Genomic DNA, 18,498 nt, shown 5'->3' on the forward strand with positions numbered 1-18,498 from the left:
GACTGTGCAACCGCGCGGGTCGTCTCAGATGGGATTTGGATTCACGGTCGGTGGCACATCGCCGTGTGGCTGGCCAGGGGCTTGCGACTTGGGAGTTTCGGCATCTGGACGACGCAGCTCGATGCGCAGGACATTGGGATTGTCCCGTACCACCGCAATATCCGGACTGGTCGCCAGCGCCGCAACGAATGATTCAGGATCGGTGGCGCTGCCGCGGAAAAACGTCAGACGCCGCGCGGCGATCGACGGATCGGCGACCACGATCTTCAGCCGATTGAAGCGATTGAAGTCGCTGGCCACCTCGGCCACGGTCTTGTCCTCGTACACCAGCCAGCCTTCGGCCCAGGCCTGCTCGTAATCCACGTTCACCTTTTCCCTGACAACCGGCCTGGAGCGGGTGGCCTGCGTGATCGACACCTGATCCCCTGCGGTCAGGGCAACGCCGCCTGTCGCTTCAGCGACCTGCGCAGGGGCCGCGGACACTGCGCCACGAATGGCATCGCGACCATCGCGATATAGCGCGACACTGCCCTCAGTGACCGCAACGACATCTCTACCGCCGAACCGGGAGACACGAAATTCGGTGCCGACGGCGAGCACGCCCACCATCTCCGACTTCACATAGAAAGGACGCGTGGCGTCCTTCGCGACGTCGAACATAGCCTCACCGCGCACCAGGCGGATCGTCCGATGATCGTCGCCAAATGAGAGTCTCAACAATGAATCGGGGCCCACCCGGACTCGCGTGCCATCGGTCAATGCAACCGAGCGCCACTCGCCCAGCCCGGTCTCGATGCTCCGATCCAGCCACGCCACCTTGGCCATGAACCCCAGCAAAAACGACACACAGAGGCAGGCCACCGCCGCCGCCAGCTTCCACGGCTGAATGCGGGATTGTCGGCGCCGGGTCGGCGCAACATCCATCAAGTCGAGCTGCAGCGCCTCGGACCAATCCGGCGCGCGCTGATCTTCCAGCTCGATCACGTTCGAGCTTTCCCGAGGCGCTCCCGGCAAATTGCTTTGCACATTCGCGGCGCGCAGCACCTGATAAACCTGCTGGATGCGGAGCAATTCAGCAATGTGGGTCGGGGACTGTTTCAACCAGTGCACGTTGCGCTCGCGGTGGCGCACGCCCATGCGATCGTCGCGCAATCGTACGAACCATTCGGCAGCTTCGTTACTCAGCGACATCTGGGTGACCCGCTCGTGACCACTCTCGTTCAGACTTCCTTGCATGCTGGCATCCTCGTCATCCATGGGCGTGTTCACAGATCCTCCAGTCGCAATTGCATGCGCAAGGTACTGTAGGCCCGGGTGAGATCACGCAATACGATCCGATACGTCAGCCCCCTCAGCTGAGCGATCTGCTTGTAGGTCAACCCCTCGTTCACGTGTAACAACAAAACCTCACGTTGCCGTGGCGGCAGCCGATCGACAGCGGCCTGCACATACTCATTGGCGCGTGACCTGGCAAAAGCATTTTCCGGCTCGTCGCCCGCCTCGATCTGCAACTCATCGAGCCAGCTGTCGTCGTGCGGCTTGCGAACCCTCGAGCGCTCGCGCCATTCGTTGGCGACATTGGCGGCGATCCGGAACAGATACCCTTGCGGGTTGTCGACGGCGACGTCGTCGCTATAGCGCAGCAGGCGCAGGAATACTTCCTGGGCCAGGTCATCGATGTCCCCGGGCGGCACCGAGGCTCGATTCCGCAGCCAACTGCGGATGGGCTTGCGCCACTTGCCGAACCATTCGATCAGCCGGCCGTCGCGAAATTCGCGCGGACGCGCCTCGGCACCTGGAGCTGCTGCGGGCCCTTCCTCAGGGCGACAGACATCCTGCTCGCTCTTTTCATCCTCCCTGGACGAATTCCAACGATCATCGCCGCTCGACTGCTTGTGCCGATCGATCACTATCTAGGTGGCTAAGTGGCTGAGAGGGAAAACCTTCCCCTCGCCTAGATGACTGGATCACAGGCACAGCTCATCCCTGTCGGGGCACCGGAGTGCATTACGTCCAGTAGCGGCCTGAAGCTACGGCCGCTCCAGATGCACTGCGTTCGGGCTGGCTTTCCCGGGATAATCCGCGTACCAGAGATTGACCTTGTGCACGAACTCCTCGGGCTGGCTGGGTTTGAACATGAGCAGGTTCACGCGCAGCCGTAACACCTGGGGATCGTCGACGATCACCTGAGCGCCGTTCAGCTTGTTCAGCCGCGCGACGATATCGGCGACGCGCTCGCCTTCGTACTCGTACCAGTTACGAACCCACATGAGCTCGCGATCGGCCTTGACCGGCACCGGCATGCTGACACCGTTGGACGACAACACCACTTGCTGATTCGCAGTGGCGTACACCCGGGGCTGCACACCATTGCGGGTCGCCGACGCCGTCACCGCAACTTTGCCTTCTGCCACAGTGACAACTACGGTATCGCCCCGATCCGACGTCGCAAACGCGGTGCCGACAGCACGCACGGTGCCCGCATCTGTCGACACGATGAAGGGCCGACCAGGATCCTTCGCCACTTCGAACAATGCCTCACCACGGACGAGCGCTACTCCGCGCGTCTCCTCTGTGAAGTGAAAACGCAGCTTGGTGTGCGGGCCGACATAAACAACCGTGCCATCGTCCAGCAATTGTTTATCCCAGTGCCCCTGTCGGGTGATGACGACATAGTCGGAGCTTCCCAGGCGCATCCACGTCACCACGCTCACGGCGAGCACGACACCGGCGACCAGCGCGATCCTTCTGATCTTGAAGCGCGACATCGCAGCCCGCTGTTGCGGTGGCTGGGGACGCGGCCGCGTCACCGTCGCATATGAATCGAAGTCGATGACGTTCTCCGGCAACACGCGCGCATTTTTCTTGAAGACGCGTCGCAACCGCGCATCGATCAGACACATCCGCGCCAGTTCCAAGAGATTGGCTGGCACATTCAGCCAATCGCGAAACTCGCGCTGCGAAGCTTCGTCCAGCTCCCCATCCTTGAGACGCTGGTACCACTCCGCGGCCTGCTTGATCACAGCGGCCTGTTGTATTGTTGGATTCATCATCCCGGTCCCCGCTGGCTGCGCAGAGCAGCTCATCGACGCCAACTATTCCGTCGCGGACTGGTAGAGCCAGTTGACTCACCAGTTGATGCGGCCTACATGCCGTAAGCCGTGGAGTCTCCCGTGCCTAAAAGGAGACCGGGCATATTCCGCTTTCCATCCCTGGGAATTGTGACGATGTCCGCGCCGGGCGACGCAGCGGCCGTGCTATTCGGGTAACAGTCGAATGACGTTCGCGCTTTCGTACGCAACCTGCACATCGGGACGCGCGGCGAGCATGAGTACGAATGTTTCCGGATCGTCGAGCTTGACCGTGGTGAATGGCATGGCGATCGCACCGATCGCCGGATCGGACATCACCACCTTCACGCGATTGCGACGATTGAACTGGTCGATCGCTTCGCGCACGGTTTCACCGCGGAATTCGTAGTATCCGGTAGCCCACTGCAACTCGCGTGACGCATCGACTTGTTTGACCGGCTGCGCACCGCTGTCTGACAAGACGATTTGCTGATCTTCGACCAACTCCGCCACTGCACTGGCGCGATCGATCGTGACGACACGTGCATCGTCATGTCTGCTAACTGCGACTCTACCCTGCGCGACAGTGACAATCGCCGTCGATGCGTTCACCAGCGACACACCAAACTCGGTGCCGACCGCGCGCACATCACCGATGTGTGTAGTGACGATGAAAGGACGATCTGGATCTTTCGCCACTTCGAACACCGCCTCACCCTCGCTGAGCACGATGGTGCGTTGACCGGCGTCGAACGACCAACGCAACCTGGTGTTCGGTCCGATGCGCAACACGCTGCCGTCGCTGAGCATGGCGCGGTCCCACTGCCCCGGACCGGTAGCGATGTGCTTGTCGAAGTACTCGGTCTTCGCCACCCAGCCGGCAACGACAGTGAACGCAACTCCCGCCACCGCCGCGGCAACCTGCAGGAGACGCACGCGCCGCCGCTTCATGCGCAGAGCCTGCTGATGTACGACATTCATACCTCGCGGCCCAAAAGGAATCACGTTCTCGCCCAGATCGTTTTCCGGTGTCGCGCGCATATGCAGCTTCGCCTTGCGGCCGTAGCCGTGATAGCGATAGATGTCGAGCAACGCTTCGACGTGACGGTCCGACGCCTTCAGCCACGCGAGATACTCACGCCGCTCGCGTGGCGACAGATCGTTCGCGACCAGGCGCACGAACCAACCCGCCGCCTGCTCGCTCAGGAGCGCGTCGATCCCAGTGTCGCTGCTGTGATTCATACCCCTTGCCCTCAATGGCCTGCTCTTCCTAGAGGTCTTCAGCCTTCAGCTGCATCCGCAGCGTGGCATAAGCGCGAGTGAGATCCCTTAGCACGATCCGGTAAGTAACATCCAAGCGATCGGCAATTTCCTTGTAGGTCAGACCTTCGTTGACGTGCAGCAACAATACTTCACGTTGCCGCTTCGGCAAGCGGTTCACCGCGGTCTGCAGATGCTTGTTGACACGGTTCTGGAAGACGGTGTTGTCCGGCTGATCGGCCGGGTCGATCTGCAACTCATCGAGCCAGCTGCGATCGTGCGGCTGACGGACCCGCGAGCGATCGCGCCACTCGTTCGCAACGTTCGCCGCGATCCTGAACAGATAGCCTTGCGGATTCTCGACCGCCACGTCGTCGCTATAACGCAGCAGCCGGAGAAACACTTCCTGCGCGAGATCGTCTACCTCGGCGCGTGGTACTGAGGCGCGATTCGAAAACCAGCTACGAATGGGCTTGCGCCAGCGACCAAACCACAGCGTGATGCGCCCGTTACGGGTTTCCATCGAGGTCTCGACGGCATCATCAGGCTGCGGCGCTTGCGCGGAGGCGAGCTCAGGCTCGGCGCGCTTCAGGTGCTTTTGGCGATTGATCACGAGATTTCCCTATGTTCCAGCCGCGCGACTTTCCTAACGCGCAACTCCCATGCAAAAGGGACCAGCCTTCACGCTGGACTGTAACTTGAATCCAGTGTGCAGCGCACTCAACTTTGATGGGATCGAACCCGCCCTCATCCGCTGCTGCGAGCGTGCCGGCGTGCGTCGTCGCCCGTCATGAGTACTGACCGGGCGCGCGCGAAGCCAGCCCCCGGAGGCCAAGAATGCCTCCGGAGAGCGTGATGGCATTATTTATTTTCGGCAAGAAACGGACGAAACAGCAGCTCCTTGCAGATTGCCGACACCAGCTCGCGACGTCGCTGGTGATATTCCTGCAACGCCAGCTGTAATTGCTCCTTGTTGTTGTCGCTATACAGTTGCCGCAAGCGCGCCAGCTCATCGAAGGCATCTACGATGAGCTCCCCTTCGATCATGCGCGCATGATGCAACCGATCGTTGAAGTTGCGAATGATGTCGGCGAGCTCACCGATGCCCGAGCGCGTCGCGATGCGCACGAACAGATCGTCGACTGTGCGCGTCAGCTGATCGGGCTTGTCCGACAACGGCAACGACGTGAAGATCTTCGAAGGCACCTTCGATTCTTCGTCCGTGGTCGCCGCGGCATTCCATTCCCGAAGCGCCGAGTCGAGCAATGTTTGATTCAGCGTGTACAGCCCACGCAGTTCATCTTCCGATGCCGTCTTGGCGAAGAAGCCTCGCTTCGGCGCAAACACGATCAGCCGCTCCGCCGCGAGCCGCGTCAGCGCTTCGCGCACTGGCGTGGTACTCACGCCGAGCTCTTCGGCGAGTGTACCGATCTGCAACAACTGCCCTGGCGCAAGCGTATGCGCCAGCAGCAGTGACTTGATACGGTCGTAGATTCCTTCTACGGCGTGATCACTGCTGGCCTTGCGGCTGGTTGTTTCGTCTCGTTTCAACACAAAGATTCGCTTGCTTGGATCCGTCGAGAGCATGGTGCGCCCTCCGTAGTTAACCTGAAGATGTAACCCTTTGAGACCTGTGATGTCCCACCCTGACGTGTGTCGTCATCCATACCCCCCGGCAGCGCGATTCTGGTAATGCGCCTGATACTTTCGTTGCCGTCAGCGGCAGGATGACTCCTGAGCGCTGGCGATTCGCTCAAACCGAGAATCTTTGACGGCCGCAGTGGACCCAAGTGCGAGCAGGCGAAACGCCTGGAGTCGAGCAACTCGAATTGATACATGGCCGATTCCCTCAACCACTACCCGCTGATGAGCGTCGAACAATCCCTTTAGATCAGGCCGCTGCGGAACAACGCCTGTCCGTCGACGCCACAATATTTCCCTGCAACGCTGGTGCCGGCGATCCAATGTGCGCCGCGGCATCGCAACCCATACGCAGCGATACAGGGTCGGCAAAAACTACCAGAGCCCACTGGGATGCATCGGCGAAGTAACGGCAAATTCGGAAAATGCCTAGAGATCAACTCCAGGGGATGACCGGTCTTAGCGACTTTTTTGTTCGACTTTCGAAATGTGCTAAGAAACGGTCAAATCAATCGCCAGCTGCATCGAGCGCGAGCACGATCTTCCCTCGATGTGCACTACTTTCCATATACGCATGAGCCTCATTCGCCCGCTCCAGCGGAAACACCTTGTCGACGATGGGCTTGATCTCGCCGCGCGCCAGTAATGGCCAGACCACTTCCAGCAAGCGAGTCTTGATGAATCGCTTGAATGTCACATCGCGCGGACGCAACGCCGAGCCGGTGACCACCAACCTGCGTTGCAGGACACGCAGCAAGTCGGCCTCGCCTTTGATGCCGCCTTGCGTGGCAATGATCACCAGCCTGCCTTCAACCGCCAGCGTAGCAATGTTTTTTGACAAGTAACTGCCGCCCACCATGTCGAGCAGCACATTCACGCCGCGCTTGCCGGTTTCCTCGGCGATCACAGCAACGAAATCTTCCGTTTTGTAGTTGATGGCGCGCCTGGCGCCGAGCTGCTCGCAGAAACGACATTTGTCATCGCTGCCCGCGGTCGTGAAGACGGTGTGGCCCAGCGCCTTCGCCAACTGTATGGCCGACACTCCGATGCCGCTGGAGCCGCCATGCACCAGCAAGCTCTCACCTGGCTGCAGACGACCGAACTCGAACACATTGCTCCAGACGGTGAAATACGCCTCGGGCAGAGAGGCCGCTTCGATCATGCTGAGAGAGCCGGGGATTGGCAGCACTTGGGCTTCATCCACCGTGCAATATTCGGCGTAGCCGCCCCCTTGCAGCAGCGCGCACACTTTGTCGCCCACTTTGAAATCACGAACGGCAGCGCCGATCGCCGCGACCACGCCGGCGCATTCCAGGCCCGGATAACTCGGCGCGCCGGGCGGCGGCGGATAGCCGCCCTTGCGCTGGAGCACATCTGCCCGATTGATACCGGCCGCCGCGATCTTGATCAGCACCTCGGTCGCTTGCGGCGTCGGGGTGGGCCGCTGTGCGACGACGAGAGCCTCTGGACCACCGGGTTGCGGAACATCAATGATCTTCATACCTTCAACCTCAACCCGGCTCGTCAACTCTCTACCGCGTCAGTTCTTGACCCCTTCGGTGCGCAGATCGGCAAGTCCGTCCAGGTCCACTTGTTCCGCTGCGTTACGCAGGTCGGCGACGCTGCCCGCCCCACCCTCGACCTTCACCGTGAATCGATCGCCGACCACCACAGTGTACTCACCGTAAGCGGCATCGCTGTCCCACTCCTGATGGATCAAACGATCGCGCTCGCGAAAAGTCTTCTCGTGACGGCCATTCTCTTCCTTCTCGCCTTCCACGCCAACCCAGCTGGCCAGGCCGAGCAGGCCTTTGGCGTTGCCGGCATCGGTAATCTCGAGCCTGACTTCACGCCCCGAATCGTTGGAGTACGTAGCCGTCGCGGTCGAGACCTGCAAGCCCAGTGCACCGTTGCGCTCGGCGGAAATGCTGGAGCGGTCCAGTCCGGCCAGTTTTGCCGGCACGAATGCCTTCAAGCGATCCGGCGCCAGTGACTCGACCTGCTGGCCACCGCTGAATGCAGCGCCGAACACCGCTTTCAGCGCCTCTTCCTGCGCGCCCTGATCGCCCGACTTCTGAGCCGCTTCGAGCTGCTTGTTGGCGGCTTCCATCTGCTCGCCCCACTTCTGCATCTTGCCGAGCGCGCTGTTCTCGTCGAACTTGACGTCGTCATCGCTCGAAGAGCTGTAAGTCGCACCGCTCATCACGCTGCCGACGCCCGCAATGCCACCGACCACCACACCGATGACGGCGCCCACCACGATCGCAATGATGACGATCACGGCGGTGTAACCCGCCGCCTTCTCCGGCGGACACTTCATGGTCTGCGGCAGGCCGAGATACATCAGATAAATGCTGTAGACGCCGCCGGCAATCATCAACAGCAGGCCCAGTACCGGCACGATCACCGCGATGCCTGCAACCCAGCTGGCGGTGTACGCGTACACGACGACCTTGAACGCTTGAATATTGCTCTTCTGGCCGCCGAAGCTCGGCGCGAGCGCATCGACGATCAACGCCAGCACATAGAGCATGGCCAGCGCCATCACATACGTCAGCACCATCGTGGTCAGGCCGGCGCCAATGCCAATGCGGAACGTGCCGGCGAATAGCACCGACGTGCCGATCACGCTCGACTTCAGAAACGCGAAGATGGCCGGCAGCGCGGCCAGCCAGATGGCATACCCCTTGTAAAGGTCCGCGACGGTGGTCGGCTCGCCGGCAATGACCGCCCACTCGCTCTTGGGCGACAGCAGAATGGCTTTGGCGCGAGCCATCAGTTTGTTGAGATCCACAGGGACTCTCCTGGTTGTGATAATGGAATTGGCGCTGGAGGCGATGCGGCCCCGCCGGCGATTTCGACCGGCATGTATAAGTATCTAATTTCGTTGAGAAATTAGTAATCGCCGCCCCGTTCCCGCCGAGCGTCGGGCGAGTTCGAGGCAGGCACTACAGATTGTTTGGGATCGCAACTGCACACGCGTATGTATGCCAGAAGGCGCGCGGCGGCATCACTGACCGAAAGGCCTAAAGGTCTAAAGCTGTGGCGCGCTCTCGGTAGCGACAATATGCGTTGGCCAATTCCATCTGGCGCGGTGTGTTACATGCCGGCTCGAAAATCGCCGGTGACGCGACCAGTACGCACACGCACTTGGCACGTGACACCGCCACGTTGAGTCGATTGAGGCTGTACAGGAACTCCATGCCGCGCGGCGCATCGGCGTGCGATGAAGTGGTCACTGAATAGATGACGATCGCCGCCTCCTGACCTTGGAACTTGTCAACAGTACCCACACGGGCCTGCGGCATGCGCCGCTGAATCTCGAACACCTGCGCGTTGTACGGGGCGATGATCAGGATGTCGTCGAGGGTTATCGATCGCACCTGGCCGTCGCGATCGACCCACGACGCACCCGCCGCCAATGTTTGTTCGACCAATCGCTGGATGGCCTCGGCCTCTTCGGGCGCCGAGTTCTGATTGCCTTCGTGCACGACTGATAGATAGCGCAAGCCCGTACCACGAATGCGACCCGCCGATCTCACCTCGTGATGCTCCTCGCCCACGCGACAGGTCAACCGACCTTCATAGAACAGCTCTGACGTGAACGAGCAGATGCCGGGGTGCAAGCGCCAGGTTTTCTCCAGGAACAGGCCTTGCTCTTTACCGATGGTCGCCGCGCTGCCGAGCACATGTTCGAGCGCCGACACGTCAGTGCCTTCCGGATGACTGCCTTGAATCGGCTGCTCCAACTGCTGCGGATCACCAAGCAGCACTAGAGCGCGACAGGCTTGCGATACGGCCAGGACATTGGCCAGCGACATTTGCGCAGCCTCGTCCACGAACAGTGTATCGACAGCTTCGAACGCATCCGGACGCGACCACAGCCACGCCGTTCCCGCCATCACCTGACACGATGTGCCAATCGCTGCGAGCGCCTTCTCGTTGTCCGTCTCGAAGCGAATGCCAGGCACGTCAGCGGCTTTCTCGGCGACCTTCTGCAGACACTGGATGGGAAGTCCCGCGCGCTCCGCCTGCTCCACGACTTTGTCGAGCAGGTTGCGGATGACTTTGTGACTATTGGCGGTCACACCCACCTTCTTGCCCGCCTTCACCAAGGCGCAAATCATTTGCGCAGCAGTGAACGTCTTGCCCGCACCCGGCGGCCCTTGAATCGGCAGGACGCCGCTCGCCAGCTTCGTCGATACACGAACAGCGGCATCACTCGCCGATTCGCCGTCCACCTGCAACGACTCCTCCCCCAAGCGCGGCGGAATCTTCAGCAGGAGATCTCGCGCTGCCTGATAAGCACCCGAACCCGCGATGCCGCGGTCGGCAACATGAATTCCAAATCGTAGCAATGCCTCCGCCATCACGTCTGTGCGTACCAAGTCATGCGCGAACGCCGCTCGCGGGTGAAGCGAAGCCGTGTCGCCGCGTTTCTTGATATCGATAGTGCCGTTCTCAGCCGAGATCGCCGCCACCGTGCCCAACTTCTGCTGCTGGCTCAGGTGCAACGCGTCGCCTTCGCTCAGTTCCAGCTCTTGCGGCGGAAACTGATAGCGATGAATCGGTGCCTTGGCGGTCCCGCCAACGCTGCCGCGAAACACCAGCTCGGCGATGCCACTGCGTTCGTCCAGCAGATCCTCAGGCGTCAGGTCAGCCAGCCGGAAGAACTCCCACCACGACGACTTCTGCTCCCGCCGATGCCAATCGAGCGAGTGCGCCAGAATCCAGCGCGCCTGCTGCTCGGTCGTGCGCTCCAATTCATCCGTCGGCACGTCGGTGGTAAGACGCTCCACCAACGCTGCGACTTGCCGTTGACGCTCATCCAACTCCGGCGGCGGCTCCGGATTGCCCGACGCCGGTCGCAGTATCGCCGCGCCGTTGCCGATCATCTCGCCTCTGATCCGCTCCAACCAGTCCCGCAGTCTTTGCGCCGAGAGACAACCGTCGCGGTTGTAGCGGAGCACGATGTCCTTGCTCTCATCGCTGATGCCGGCGACATCGTTGAGCTCGAGGCGTGCCTGCAACTTCGCCAGCGCACTTCTGACTTCGATGAGCGGCACGCTGCGATTGAAATCGTAGAAGGTCTCGAGATTCTTGATCGAGTACCGCTCCACACTGGCGCGAATGCTTTGTCGCGCGACGGTATAGAGATCGACGAACAGCGACGCGCGCAACATCCGGTCGAGCTCATCTTCACGCGTCGCATATCGTCCCATCAGCCGCTTCAGCGCGCTCGGCTCGTACGGCGCGTAGTGATAAATGTGAAGTCCCGGACACTCGGCCCATCGCGCCATCACGAAATCGACGAATCGCTCGAACGCCCGACGTTCTTGCGCACGCGAGAACGCCCATTCCGCGACGTAATTGCGCGCTCCGGCCGTATCCATCGTGACGTAGCCAAATAGAAACTCCAACCCGTCCTCGCCGACGAAAGGATCCGCTTCGAGATCGAGAAAGATGTCTCCCGGCGACGGCGCCGGCAACCGATAGAGCCCGGCGCCTGGAGTGAGCGGCAGTGCCTCATAAATCGGCTGAGCACTTCGTCTTCCTTCCCACTGAATTCGCGCCTGCTCGCGACTTCGCTCGAATGACTGCGCCAGACCTCGCTCAGGTTTCCATGGCAGCGGCACTGGCAATTGCGCCAGGCCCGTCAATGTCGTGACGTCATGCCGAGACAGCTCCGCTATCTGCGTCGCTGTGATGCCTGCGACCAAGCACAGATGGTCATCACGCCTCCGGCGCGCGTCGCATTCTGTCCGCCATCGACAGATGTCACAGTGGTCTTTGGGCTGCGGATATGTGGGTGCGCCGTCGGTGATCGCGAGCGATCGTTCCAGCGCCGTGCGGACCTGGCGATAGTAGGCGGCGTACGCAGCCGTCCTATACGAGACGGGCTCGAAGCCGCGGCCCGGTGTCACGACATGCATGCGTTCCGGCACTCGTCCCTGAACCTTCGCCAGCAGATCCGAATACAAGCTCAACTGCAGTACCGTGCCACCCTTCGTCTCACGCGCCAGCTTGGTGTCGACGACTTCATACGACCAGTCGCCAAGTGCACTTGCTTCTGGCACACGAAGCAGCACGTCCGTCCGCCCGCTCCAGACTCCCTCCAAAAACGCGCCTTGCACGATGACATCAACCCCAGCGCGCATGGCCGCCATTGTTTTTTCAACCTGCACCGGCGTCACGCCGACACCTTCGATCTCGACAATCTGCCGGCCAGGCGAACGCAAGTGATCGACATACGCGCGCTCGTGAGCAGCGCCGCGCTCCCAAAGCACTTCGAGCGAAGGATCCCAGACAGCAGGCTTTGACAACGCACCCGTGGCTACGAGTGCATCCAGGTGCGTCAGATGGTGACAGTTGAGATAGCCGACCAGATCGGAAGCGCTGAGCTGCAGCGCGTTATCGCGTTTGAGCAAGGGAGTCCTTCTGAGCGCTGGTTGGAACGAGCCGCGACTCTACACCGTGCCTCCGGCGCTGCGATATTTCGGGGATCGAAATCAGGGCAGCGACTTCTGCCCCTCATTCCGGTTGTCACGAGAGAAAAAAACAGGCGGCATAGAGGACGATTTGATCTGTCCGAGAGGGAGCCTGCAAATGAACCTCGGATTCGAGACCTGCGGCAACGCGACGTTGATCGTCTATGACGGCGGCATTCCGGTGCTCGCCACCGATCCCTGGATCTCGGGGGCGCAGTACTTCGGGTCCTGGATACTGCCGTATCAGTTCACGCCAGAGCAGCTGGAGGCTTTTGCTGCAACTCGACATGTCTGGTTCTCCCATGGACATCCCGATCACCTCAACCTCGACTCGCTCGCGCAGTTTCGCGACAAAACCGTCCTCCTGCCGCAACATCACGGCGGGCGGATCCTTCGCGATCTGACTGCCTCCGGTTACAACGCCCACGAACTCGCCAGCGACAGTTGGCTGCAGATCTCGCCTCAAGTCAGGATTCTGTGCTGTCCGGATTGGAACCAGGACGCCGTGCTGCTCATCGCCTTGGGCGACGACTGCGCCGTGCTGAATCTGAACGATGGCTCGGCGCTCGGCACCCGGGCGGCGCTGCAGGCACGGCTGCAACCCTTCAAGCGCCGGTTCGTGCTCAAGCTCTGCGGCAATGGCACGGCCGACATGGTCAATTTCTTCACCGAAGACGGGCAGCGAATCGATCCGATGCCGGCCGAGTCAAGCTCGCTCGGCTACCGCTACAGCTCGCTGCTGAAGAGCTGGAACGGCACGCACACCTCCCCGTTCTCCTGCCACCATGTGTTCGCGAGAACCGATTCGCGCTGGGCCGCGGCTTACGAAGTCCCGATCGAGGCTCACCAGGCCTCGTTCAAGAGAACGCGCGGAGAGTTCATTCCCGGGTACTTTTCGTACGATGTCACGAGGGATCGCATCACCGAGACAGCAATGGATGCTGCGCCACGAGAATTCCGAGAACCGCACGAGTTCGGCGACAACTGGTCGGAGCAGCTCGATCACCAGGAAGTCCACACGGTGCGCGCGTACTTCAAAAAATTCGCTCACCTGCGAGAAAAATTCCAGTTCATCGGCGTGCGGGTCGGGGGCAAGGACACCTACGTGGACCTCGACGGGCCCAAGGGTCGCGGCATCACCTTCGAGGCGCCACGTCACTCTCTGATGACTGCGATCAACTACGAGATTTTCGATGACCTGCTGATCGGCAACTTCGTGAAGACCGTGCTCCACGGTGGGGTGCGCTCGCTCTACCCGGACTTCACCCCCTACGTCGCCAAGTACGGCGACAACGGCCGCGCTTTCAGCATCGATGAGCTGCACGACTATTTCCGCGCGTACCGCAAAGACTCCGGCTTCAATGGCTGGTTGGATCAAATCCGCGTGGATACGTCCCGCAAGCTGCGTCGCCAGGTTCTCGCCACGCTCCAATCGACAACGCCTGCTTTGTACCGGCTCGCACGCCGCGGCTATCGACGCTTCACCGCCTGAAGAAGACACGCGGCGGCGTGCAGAGAACGCGATAGGGGAATCGCACGAAGGCCAGGACGGCCTCAAAAGCAGCAGCATGCAGCCCCAGCGTCCTGTGAGGCTGCAATCTCCGCATAAGCGGTGCCGGTTCTAAGATTCGCAGCGGACCTCATCCATGAGGCCCACTACAAACCACCAAGGGCGAACCATAGCACCTAGGTTCTGATGTTCTTTCGGTCTCTGCTCACAATGACCGGAGCACTCGCGGAGCTTAACCCCCTTTTCTGCCGCAGGTGAACCTTTATTTTCCATCTCCGGAACTTGCCTTATTGCTGTTAACTATTAGTAAGCGTTATTTACCGACGGGCAGGGGGACGGTCATAAATCCTTTAAGGAACCGTCATGAAAACGAAAACAGAAGAGACAAAAGGAAAGGAGGTTCAAGGGATTGAAATGATCGATTTGGGGGATGCGAGGGAAGAAACGCGGCAGTGGACCGCGATCCAAACGGTCCCAGATAGCTGCTGTACCTACACTTGGTTCGCTGAATAACAATCAGCCCCAAGGGGGCCCGCGTCCGGACACGGGCCCCTCCTGGAGTCGAAACAGTCGCTAGAAGCTTTTCGTGATCCGCAAATACGCGAATCGTTGCCTCAGGTCAGCCTGAGATATATCGAACCCCAACCCCAAGCCTACGTTCGCAAAATCGACATCCTCGTCGAATACGTTTAGGGCGCCCGCCGTCAACTTCATGCTATGGAACAAGGCCGGATCGAACAGCCGATCGAGCGCCAACCATGCTTGCACATCGAAGATCGTGCGAGAGGGTAGATGCCGGTTTAGCACGCCGGTCAGATCGGCATCTCTATAGCGCGGCGTAAAAGTCGTCGTCGTCGAAGCTCCCCAACCACTTCCGTCCCATGTGAGGGAGCCAACCAAGCGCCACTCAGGAACGGTTCCCAGCAAATTCGCAATACCGACCCGATCCGCTGTTGGAAGGGGCGTAAGGTCCCGCGCAGCGTAGTCATTCACCCAAGTCGCTGAAAGCGCAGCCTGCAACTGGCCCAGCTTACCCGCCACGCGATAAGACAGATCGAGATCAACACCGCTGGTGTCCAGCCGGCCGTAGTTGATCAGCGAGATATCGAGCGATTGGAGCGCACCAGGCCAACCGGCCATCCTGTCGGCCTCTGTCTGCACAGCTCGGCTCACACGACTGGGGAATTTTTCTTCGATCCTTTCCAGGTCCGTGGTGCGCGGTACGAAAATCCGATTGTTCATTACTACTCGCCAGTAGTGAGCGCCCCAATGCAAGCCGGGGGATTGGCTAAGTCGATATACGACACCTCCGGTGAATGAGTGGGCCGATACATTTCCCAGGTCCGGATTTCCTCCCACCGTCAACCTGACCGGAGAGATTGAGCCACCGCGTCGAGGATCGGCGATAACCAGCGGCAACTCCGATGTCTGGGTGGCTAACTCAAGTAGTGACGGCGGTCGAAAGCTCGTGCCATAGGCGGCTCGCACCAGCCAATCCTGATTCGGACGCCATACCAGGCCATACTGCGGATTTACCGAGTCGTCCGCTTGCTCATAGGTGTCTGCTCGCAGGGCGAGTTTGAGCGAAAGCCCCTTCAGCACTGGCAGCCTGAATTCCGCGAACTCGGAAACGATGTCACGCTCTTGCTCTAATCTCGTCGTGTCTACGGTTCTCACTTCCTCATGCCGTAGCTCTCCGCCAAAGACAAATTCACTCATGCCGCCTGGCAACTCGAACATTGGTCCCCGCACGAAGCCAGAAAGCTGTAACTGTCGCGAGAAGAAACTTGACGCTTGAGGAGCACGCATCAGTGAAGAGAGCAATGCGTCGCTCCCAGCCGGACCATCTACAAATGGATTCAAAGCCGTTTGCGGTTCGGTCGAACGTAGCGCCGCCTGAACGAGAGAGAGATTTAGTTCATTGATGCGTTCCACATCGACGCTGCCGTCGCTACTAGTAAGTGCCACCTCCCAATCCCAGCGACTCAGGTCGCCGCGCGCTCCCAGCACGAATCGAGTGTTCTGGGCTTCCGTCACTATGGATAGCGGCTTCGTTCCCGCTAGCGAAAAATCCACCCTGACGGGCTGGCCAAACGGGTTGTATGGATTGTCGGCGGGCACAATCTGCCCCAGCACAGGAAATAGAAAACCTTGCGCCAAGACGTCGCTTTTGGTTGCGAGCATTTCGCCAAAAATGCTGGTTTTCTCGCCGAGCGTGTACTCAGCCGAGCCCACTGCGGACAGACGCTTCAGATCAGGCTCAATAGATCTCATCTGATCTGCGCTATAGAGACTGGCGTGCTCGGCCCCAGCCGTAGCCAGGAAATCCTCCGGCCGTAGTCCGATTCCGCTGCTACCGAAAGGGACCGACGCCTGCGAGGCAGGCAGTCCAGGAAGCGACGCGCCGGAAAGCGAGTAAACATTAGCCCTGGGGGCCGTGGTCAGGCGATAGTCCTTGCCGCCAAAACGGCGAAAGTCCTGATTGCTCCACAGCTCACGTTCGGCGCCGATAAGCATCGTGCGATCGAGGTAATCAAGCGTAAGCGACGACCTGAAACGCTGCCACGCGCCACCGGCGGAGACAGCGACGCGACGTTCCACCCCGCCTCCATCTGCGCCACCGTAATGGAGATAGATGACCGGCGCCGTCACATCCTCTTTGAGGATGATATTTACGACGCCACCGATCGCGTCTGAGCCATAGATCGCCGATGCCGAATCGGACATGACTTCGATCCGCTCCACCGCTGTGAGCGGAACGGTGTTCAGATCAAAAGCATTTAGGGTGACGCTGGTTGCGCTTGGGGGCGCCCTGCGGCCATTGATGAGCACCAGCGTGGTATCCACACCCAGCCCGCGCATTTGAAAATGCTGAGCGCCGCTGCGCTGAGCCCACTCTCCGAAGGAGAATGGCTGCTGGGTCAGATAGGTCGCAAGCCCTGGCAACGACGAAACACCAAGGCGTTCAATCTCCTCCCGCCCGTAAACACGCACCGGCGCCGGCCCTTCCCCCCCATCCAAACGGCTTCCCGTAACGACCACCCCACGCTGCCCACCCTCGCCTTCGGGTGGCACGGCGCCCAGATGGATCTTGACCGTCGAGCTGTCCACCCAGACATACGTGAGTTCGCTGCCAGCCAGCAGCTGTTCCAACGCAGCTGCGGCGCTGAACCGTCCGACGACTGCATTCACGGGGTGTTGTTGTAGCTCGGGAGTCGTCAGCTCCGCAGCAACCTGCAAGCCAGTCTGTTTGGAGAACTGGTCGAGCGCCTTCGTTAACGAACCGCTCGGGATGGAGAGGGAATACTCAGGGCCGGCCGAGCTGCTCTGCGCGGCGGTCAGTTGAGCCCACGCCATCGTTAGCGCGGCGGCGAGCGTCCTTGTCAAACGCCATCGACAACAGGTCACCGGCAATCAATCCGACTTGACGCGCAATACGTTCCCGCCCTCTTTCCTCACAGAGATACCCTCCTCGCTGTCGAGCACCTTGACGAAGCTCTCGGGGCTGTTGGCGCGGAAACGGTAGTAGCCGGCCAGATGTCGCTCGCCAATGGCGCGATCTTCGATTTTTATCTGCAGAACATTGCGGCGATTGAACTCGCTCGCCATCTCGGCGATCGTTTCGCCTTGGAACTTCAGCCAGCCGTCGACCCAGGCCAGCTTGCGCTCCGCATCGACTCTGACGATCTGGAGCTTGGCGAGGTCGGCAGAGGCACCACCGAAGATTCGCAGCTTCTGGCCAAAGCCTGCATCGTGCACCCGGAGCTGCTCGCCAGCGTGCAGCCGTACGGCTGAATCGTCATTCTGCGTTCCGTGGGCCGTGACCTTCACCACACCCTCGGACACGGTGGTAGTGACACCCGGGTCGATGGCGACACCGAACCTCGTACCGACGGCGGTGACATCGACGATGTGAGTACTCACCGTGAACGGCCGGCTCGGATCCTTCGCAACCTCGAACACCGCCTGGCCTTCATAGAGATGAACGAGGCGGCGTCCCGGACTGAAGTCCACGTTGAGCCGCGTGCGCGCGTCGATATGAACGACGCTGCCGTCGGCCAGTGTTATTTGCTGGAGCTGGCTCGCAACCGCCGTTGTCACCGTGCCGGAGGCCGGTTTGTCCTGCATCTCAACGCCGAGCGACAGCAATATCGCAAAGGTCAAAATCGCAGCCGCAGCCGCCAACGCCCAGGCCGGTCGAACCTTTGTTTTCACAGTGTCGCTGACGGACTTGCTGGGGTTGTAGTCGTACTGCGCGACCAGGCCGCCCGTAGCGATATCGTAGACGTTGGATTCCTGCAGCTCATTGACCCGAGCCTGCAAGCGCAGCCGCGCGAATTTGCCATCCAGATCGGCGATGCGCAGCAGCTCCGCGATATTCTCCGGCGAGCGTTTCAGCCACGACAGAAACAGCTTGCGATCAAAACGCCGCATTGCCCGCTCGTCGGAGCAGCGGATGTACCAGTAGGCCGCTTCTTGGCTCGTCATGCGCGTACGTTCCGAGGCTGTTGACATGTCCTGTTCCTCT

Annotated in this window: 12 protein-coding genes; 1 reads left to right on the top strand and 11 read right to left on the bottom strand. The window is 60.4% G+C overall.

What is annotated here, in order from left to right; genetic code table 11:
* Positions 1-24: 24 nt before the first annotated feature.
* From D0550_RS08510 to D0550_RS08550, 9 genes are all read right to left on the bottom strand, one after another.
* On the bottom strand, positions 25-1,269 hold the full coding sequence (locus D0550_RS08510) for a FecR family protein (RefSeq protein ID WP_116808682.1): 1,245 nt from the start codon (positions 1,267-1,269) through the stop codon (positions 25-27).
* A complete protein-coding gene (locus tag D0550_RS08515; protein ID WP_161965710.1) occupies positions 1,266-1,910 on the bottom strand; it encodes an RNA polymerase sigma factor in 645 nt (214 codons plus the stop codon). Before D0550_RS08515 ends, D0550_RS08510 begins: the two co-directional genes overlap by 4 nt.
* 120 nt (positions 1,911-2,030) lie before the next feature.
* A complete protein-coding gene (locus D0550_RS08520; protein WP_161965711.1) occupies positions 2,031-3,053 on the bottom strand; it encodes a FecR family protein in 1,023 nt (340 codons plus the stop codon).
* Positions 3,054-3,257: 204 nt separating this feature from the next.
* Positions 3,258-4,313 carry a FecR family protein gene (locus tag D0550_RS08525; protein ID WP_116808685.1) on the bottom strand — a complete coding sequence of 352 codons (1,056 nt, stop codon included), beginning with the start codon at positions 4,311-4,313 and terminating at the stop codon, positions 3,258-3,260.
* 28 nt (positions 4,314-4,341) lie between these two features.
* Entirely contained in the window at positions 4,342-4,944 is a 603-nt protein-coding gene (locus D0550_RS08530; protein WP_116808686.1) for an RNA polymerase sigma factor, read from the bottom strand.
* A gap of 248 nt (positions 4,945-5,192) precedes the next feature.
* Entirely contained in the window at positions 5,193-5,918 is a 726-nt protein-coding gene (locus D0550_RS08535) for a GntR family transcriptional regulator (RefSeq protein ID WP_116808687.1), read from the bottom strand.
* Positions 5,919-6,480: 562 nt separating this feature from the next.
* Complete coding sequence (locus D0550_RS08540; protein WP_116808688.1) at positions 6,481-7,473, bottom strand: NAD(P)H-quinone oxidoreductase; 993 nt, start codon at positions 7,471-7,473, stop codon at positions 6,481-6,483.
* A gap of 39 nt (positions 7,474-7,512) precedes the next feature.
* On the bottom strand, positions 7,513-8,766 hold the full coding sequence (locus D0550_RS08545) for a Yip1 family protein (protein WP_116808689.1): 1,254 nt from the start codon (positions 8,764-8,766) through the stop codon (positions 7,513-7,515).
* Between the two features lie 232 nt (positions 8,767-8,998).
* Entirely contained in the window at positions 8,999-12,400 is a 3,402-nt protein-coding gene (locus D0550_RS08550) for a TM0106 family RecB-like putative nuclease (RefSeq protein WP_116808690.1), read from the bottom strand.
* A 178-nt stretch (positions 12,401-12,578) separates the two neighbouring features.
* Here D0550_RS08550 and D0550_RS08555 point away from each other — a divergent pair, with 178 nt between their 5' ends.
* A complete protein-coding gene (locus D0550_RS08555) occupies positions 12,579-13,952 on the top strand; it encodes an MBL fold metallo-hydrolase (RefSeq protein WP_116808691.1) in 1,374 nt (457 codons plus the stop codon).
* Positions 13,953-14,543: 591 nt separating this feature from the next.
* On the opposite strand, the gene D0550_RS08560 is transcribed toward D0550_RS08555, so the two are convergent.
* Both D0550_RS08560 and D0550_RS08565 read right to left on the bottom strand, forming a co-directional pair.
* Entirely contained in the window at positions 14,544-17,327 is a 2,784-nt protein-coding gene (locus tag D0550_RS08560; RefSeq protein ID WP_161965712.1) for a TonB-dependent receptor plug domain-containing protein, read from the bottom strand.
* Positions 17,328-17,384: 57 nt separating this feature from the next.
* Positions 17,385-18,458: a FecR family protein gene (locus D0550_RS08565; RefSeq protein ID WP_161965713.1), complete on the bottom strand. Its 1,074-nt coding sequence runs from the start codon at positions 18,456-18,458 to the stop codon at positions 17,385-17,387.
* Positions 18,459-18,498 lie beyond the last annotated feature (40 nt).

This window comes from Steroidobacter cummioxidans, assembly GCF_003104955.1.

Excerpts from the sequence above, each read along its gene's own strand:
- D0550_RS08520 (WP_161965711.1), bottom strand. The coding sequence starts at position 3,053 with ATGATGAATCCAACAATACAACAGGCCGCTGTGATCAAGCAGGCCGCG.
- D0550_RS08525 (WP_116808685.1), bottom strand. The coding sequence starts at position 4,313 with ATGAATCACAGCAGCGACACTGGGATCGACGCGCTCCTGAGCGAGCAG.
- D0550_RS08535 (WP_116808687.1), bottom strand. The coding sequence starts at position 5,918 with ATGCTCTCGACGGATCCAAGCAAGCGAATCTTTGTGTTGAAACGAGAC.
- D0550_RS08540 (WP_116808688.1), bottom strand. The coding sequence starts at position 7,473 with ATGAAGATCATTGATGTTCCGCAACCCGGTGGTCCAGAGGCTCTCGTC.
- D0550_RS08555 (WP_116808691.1), top strand. The coding sequence starts at position 12,579 with ATGAACCTCGGATTCGAGACCTGCGGCAACGCGACGTTGATCGTCTAT.
- D0550_RS08560 (WP_161965712.1), bottom strand. The coding sequence starts at position 17,327 with ATGGCGTGGGCTCAACTGACCGCCGCGCAGAGCAGCTCGGCCGGCCCT.
- D0550_RS08565 (WP_161965713.1), bottom strand. The coding sequence starts at position 18,458 with ATGACGAGCCAAGAAGCGGCCTACTGGTACATCCGCTGCTCCGACGAG.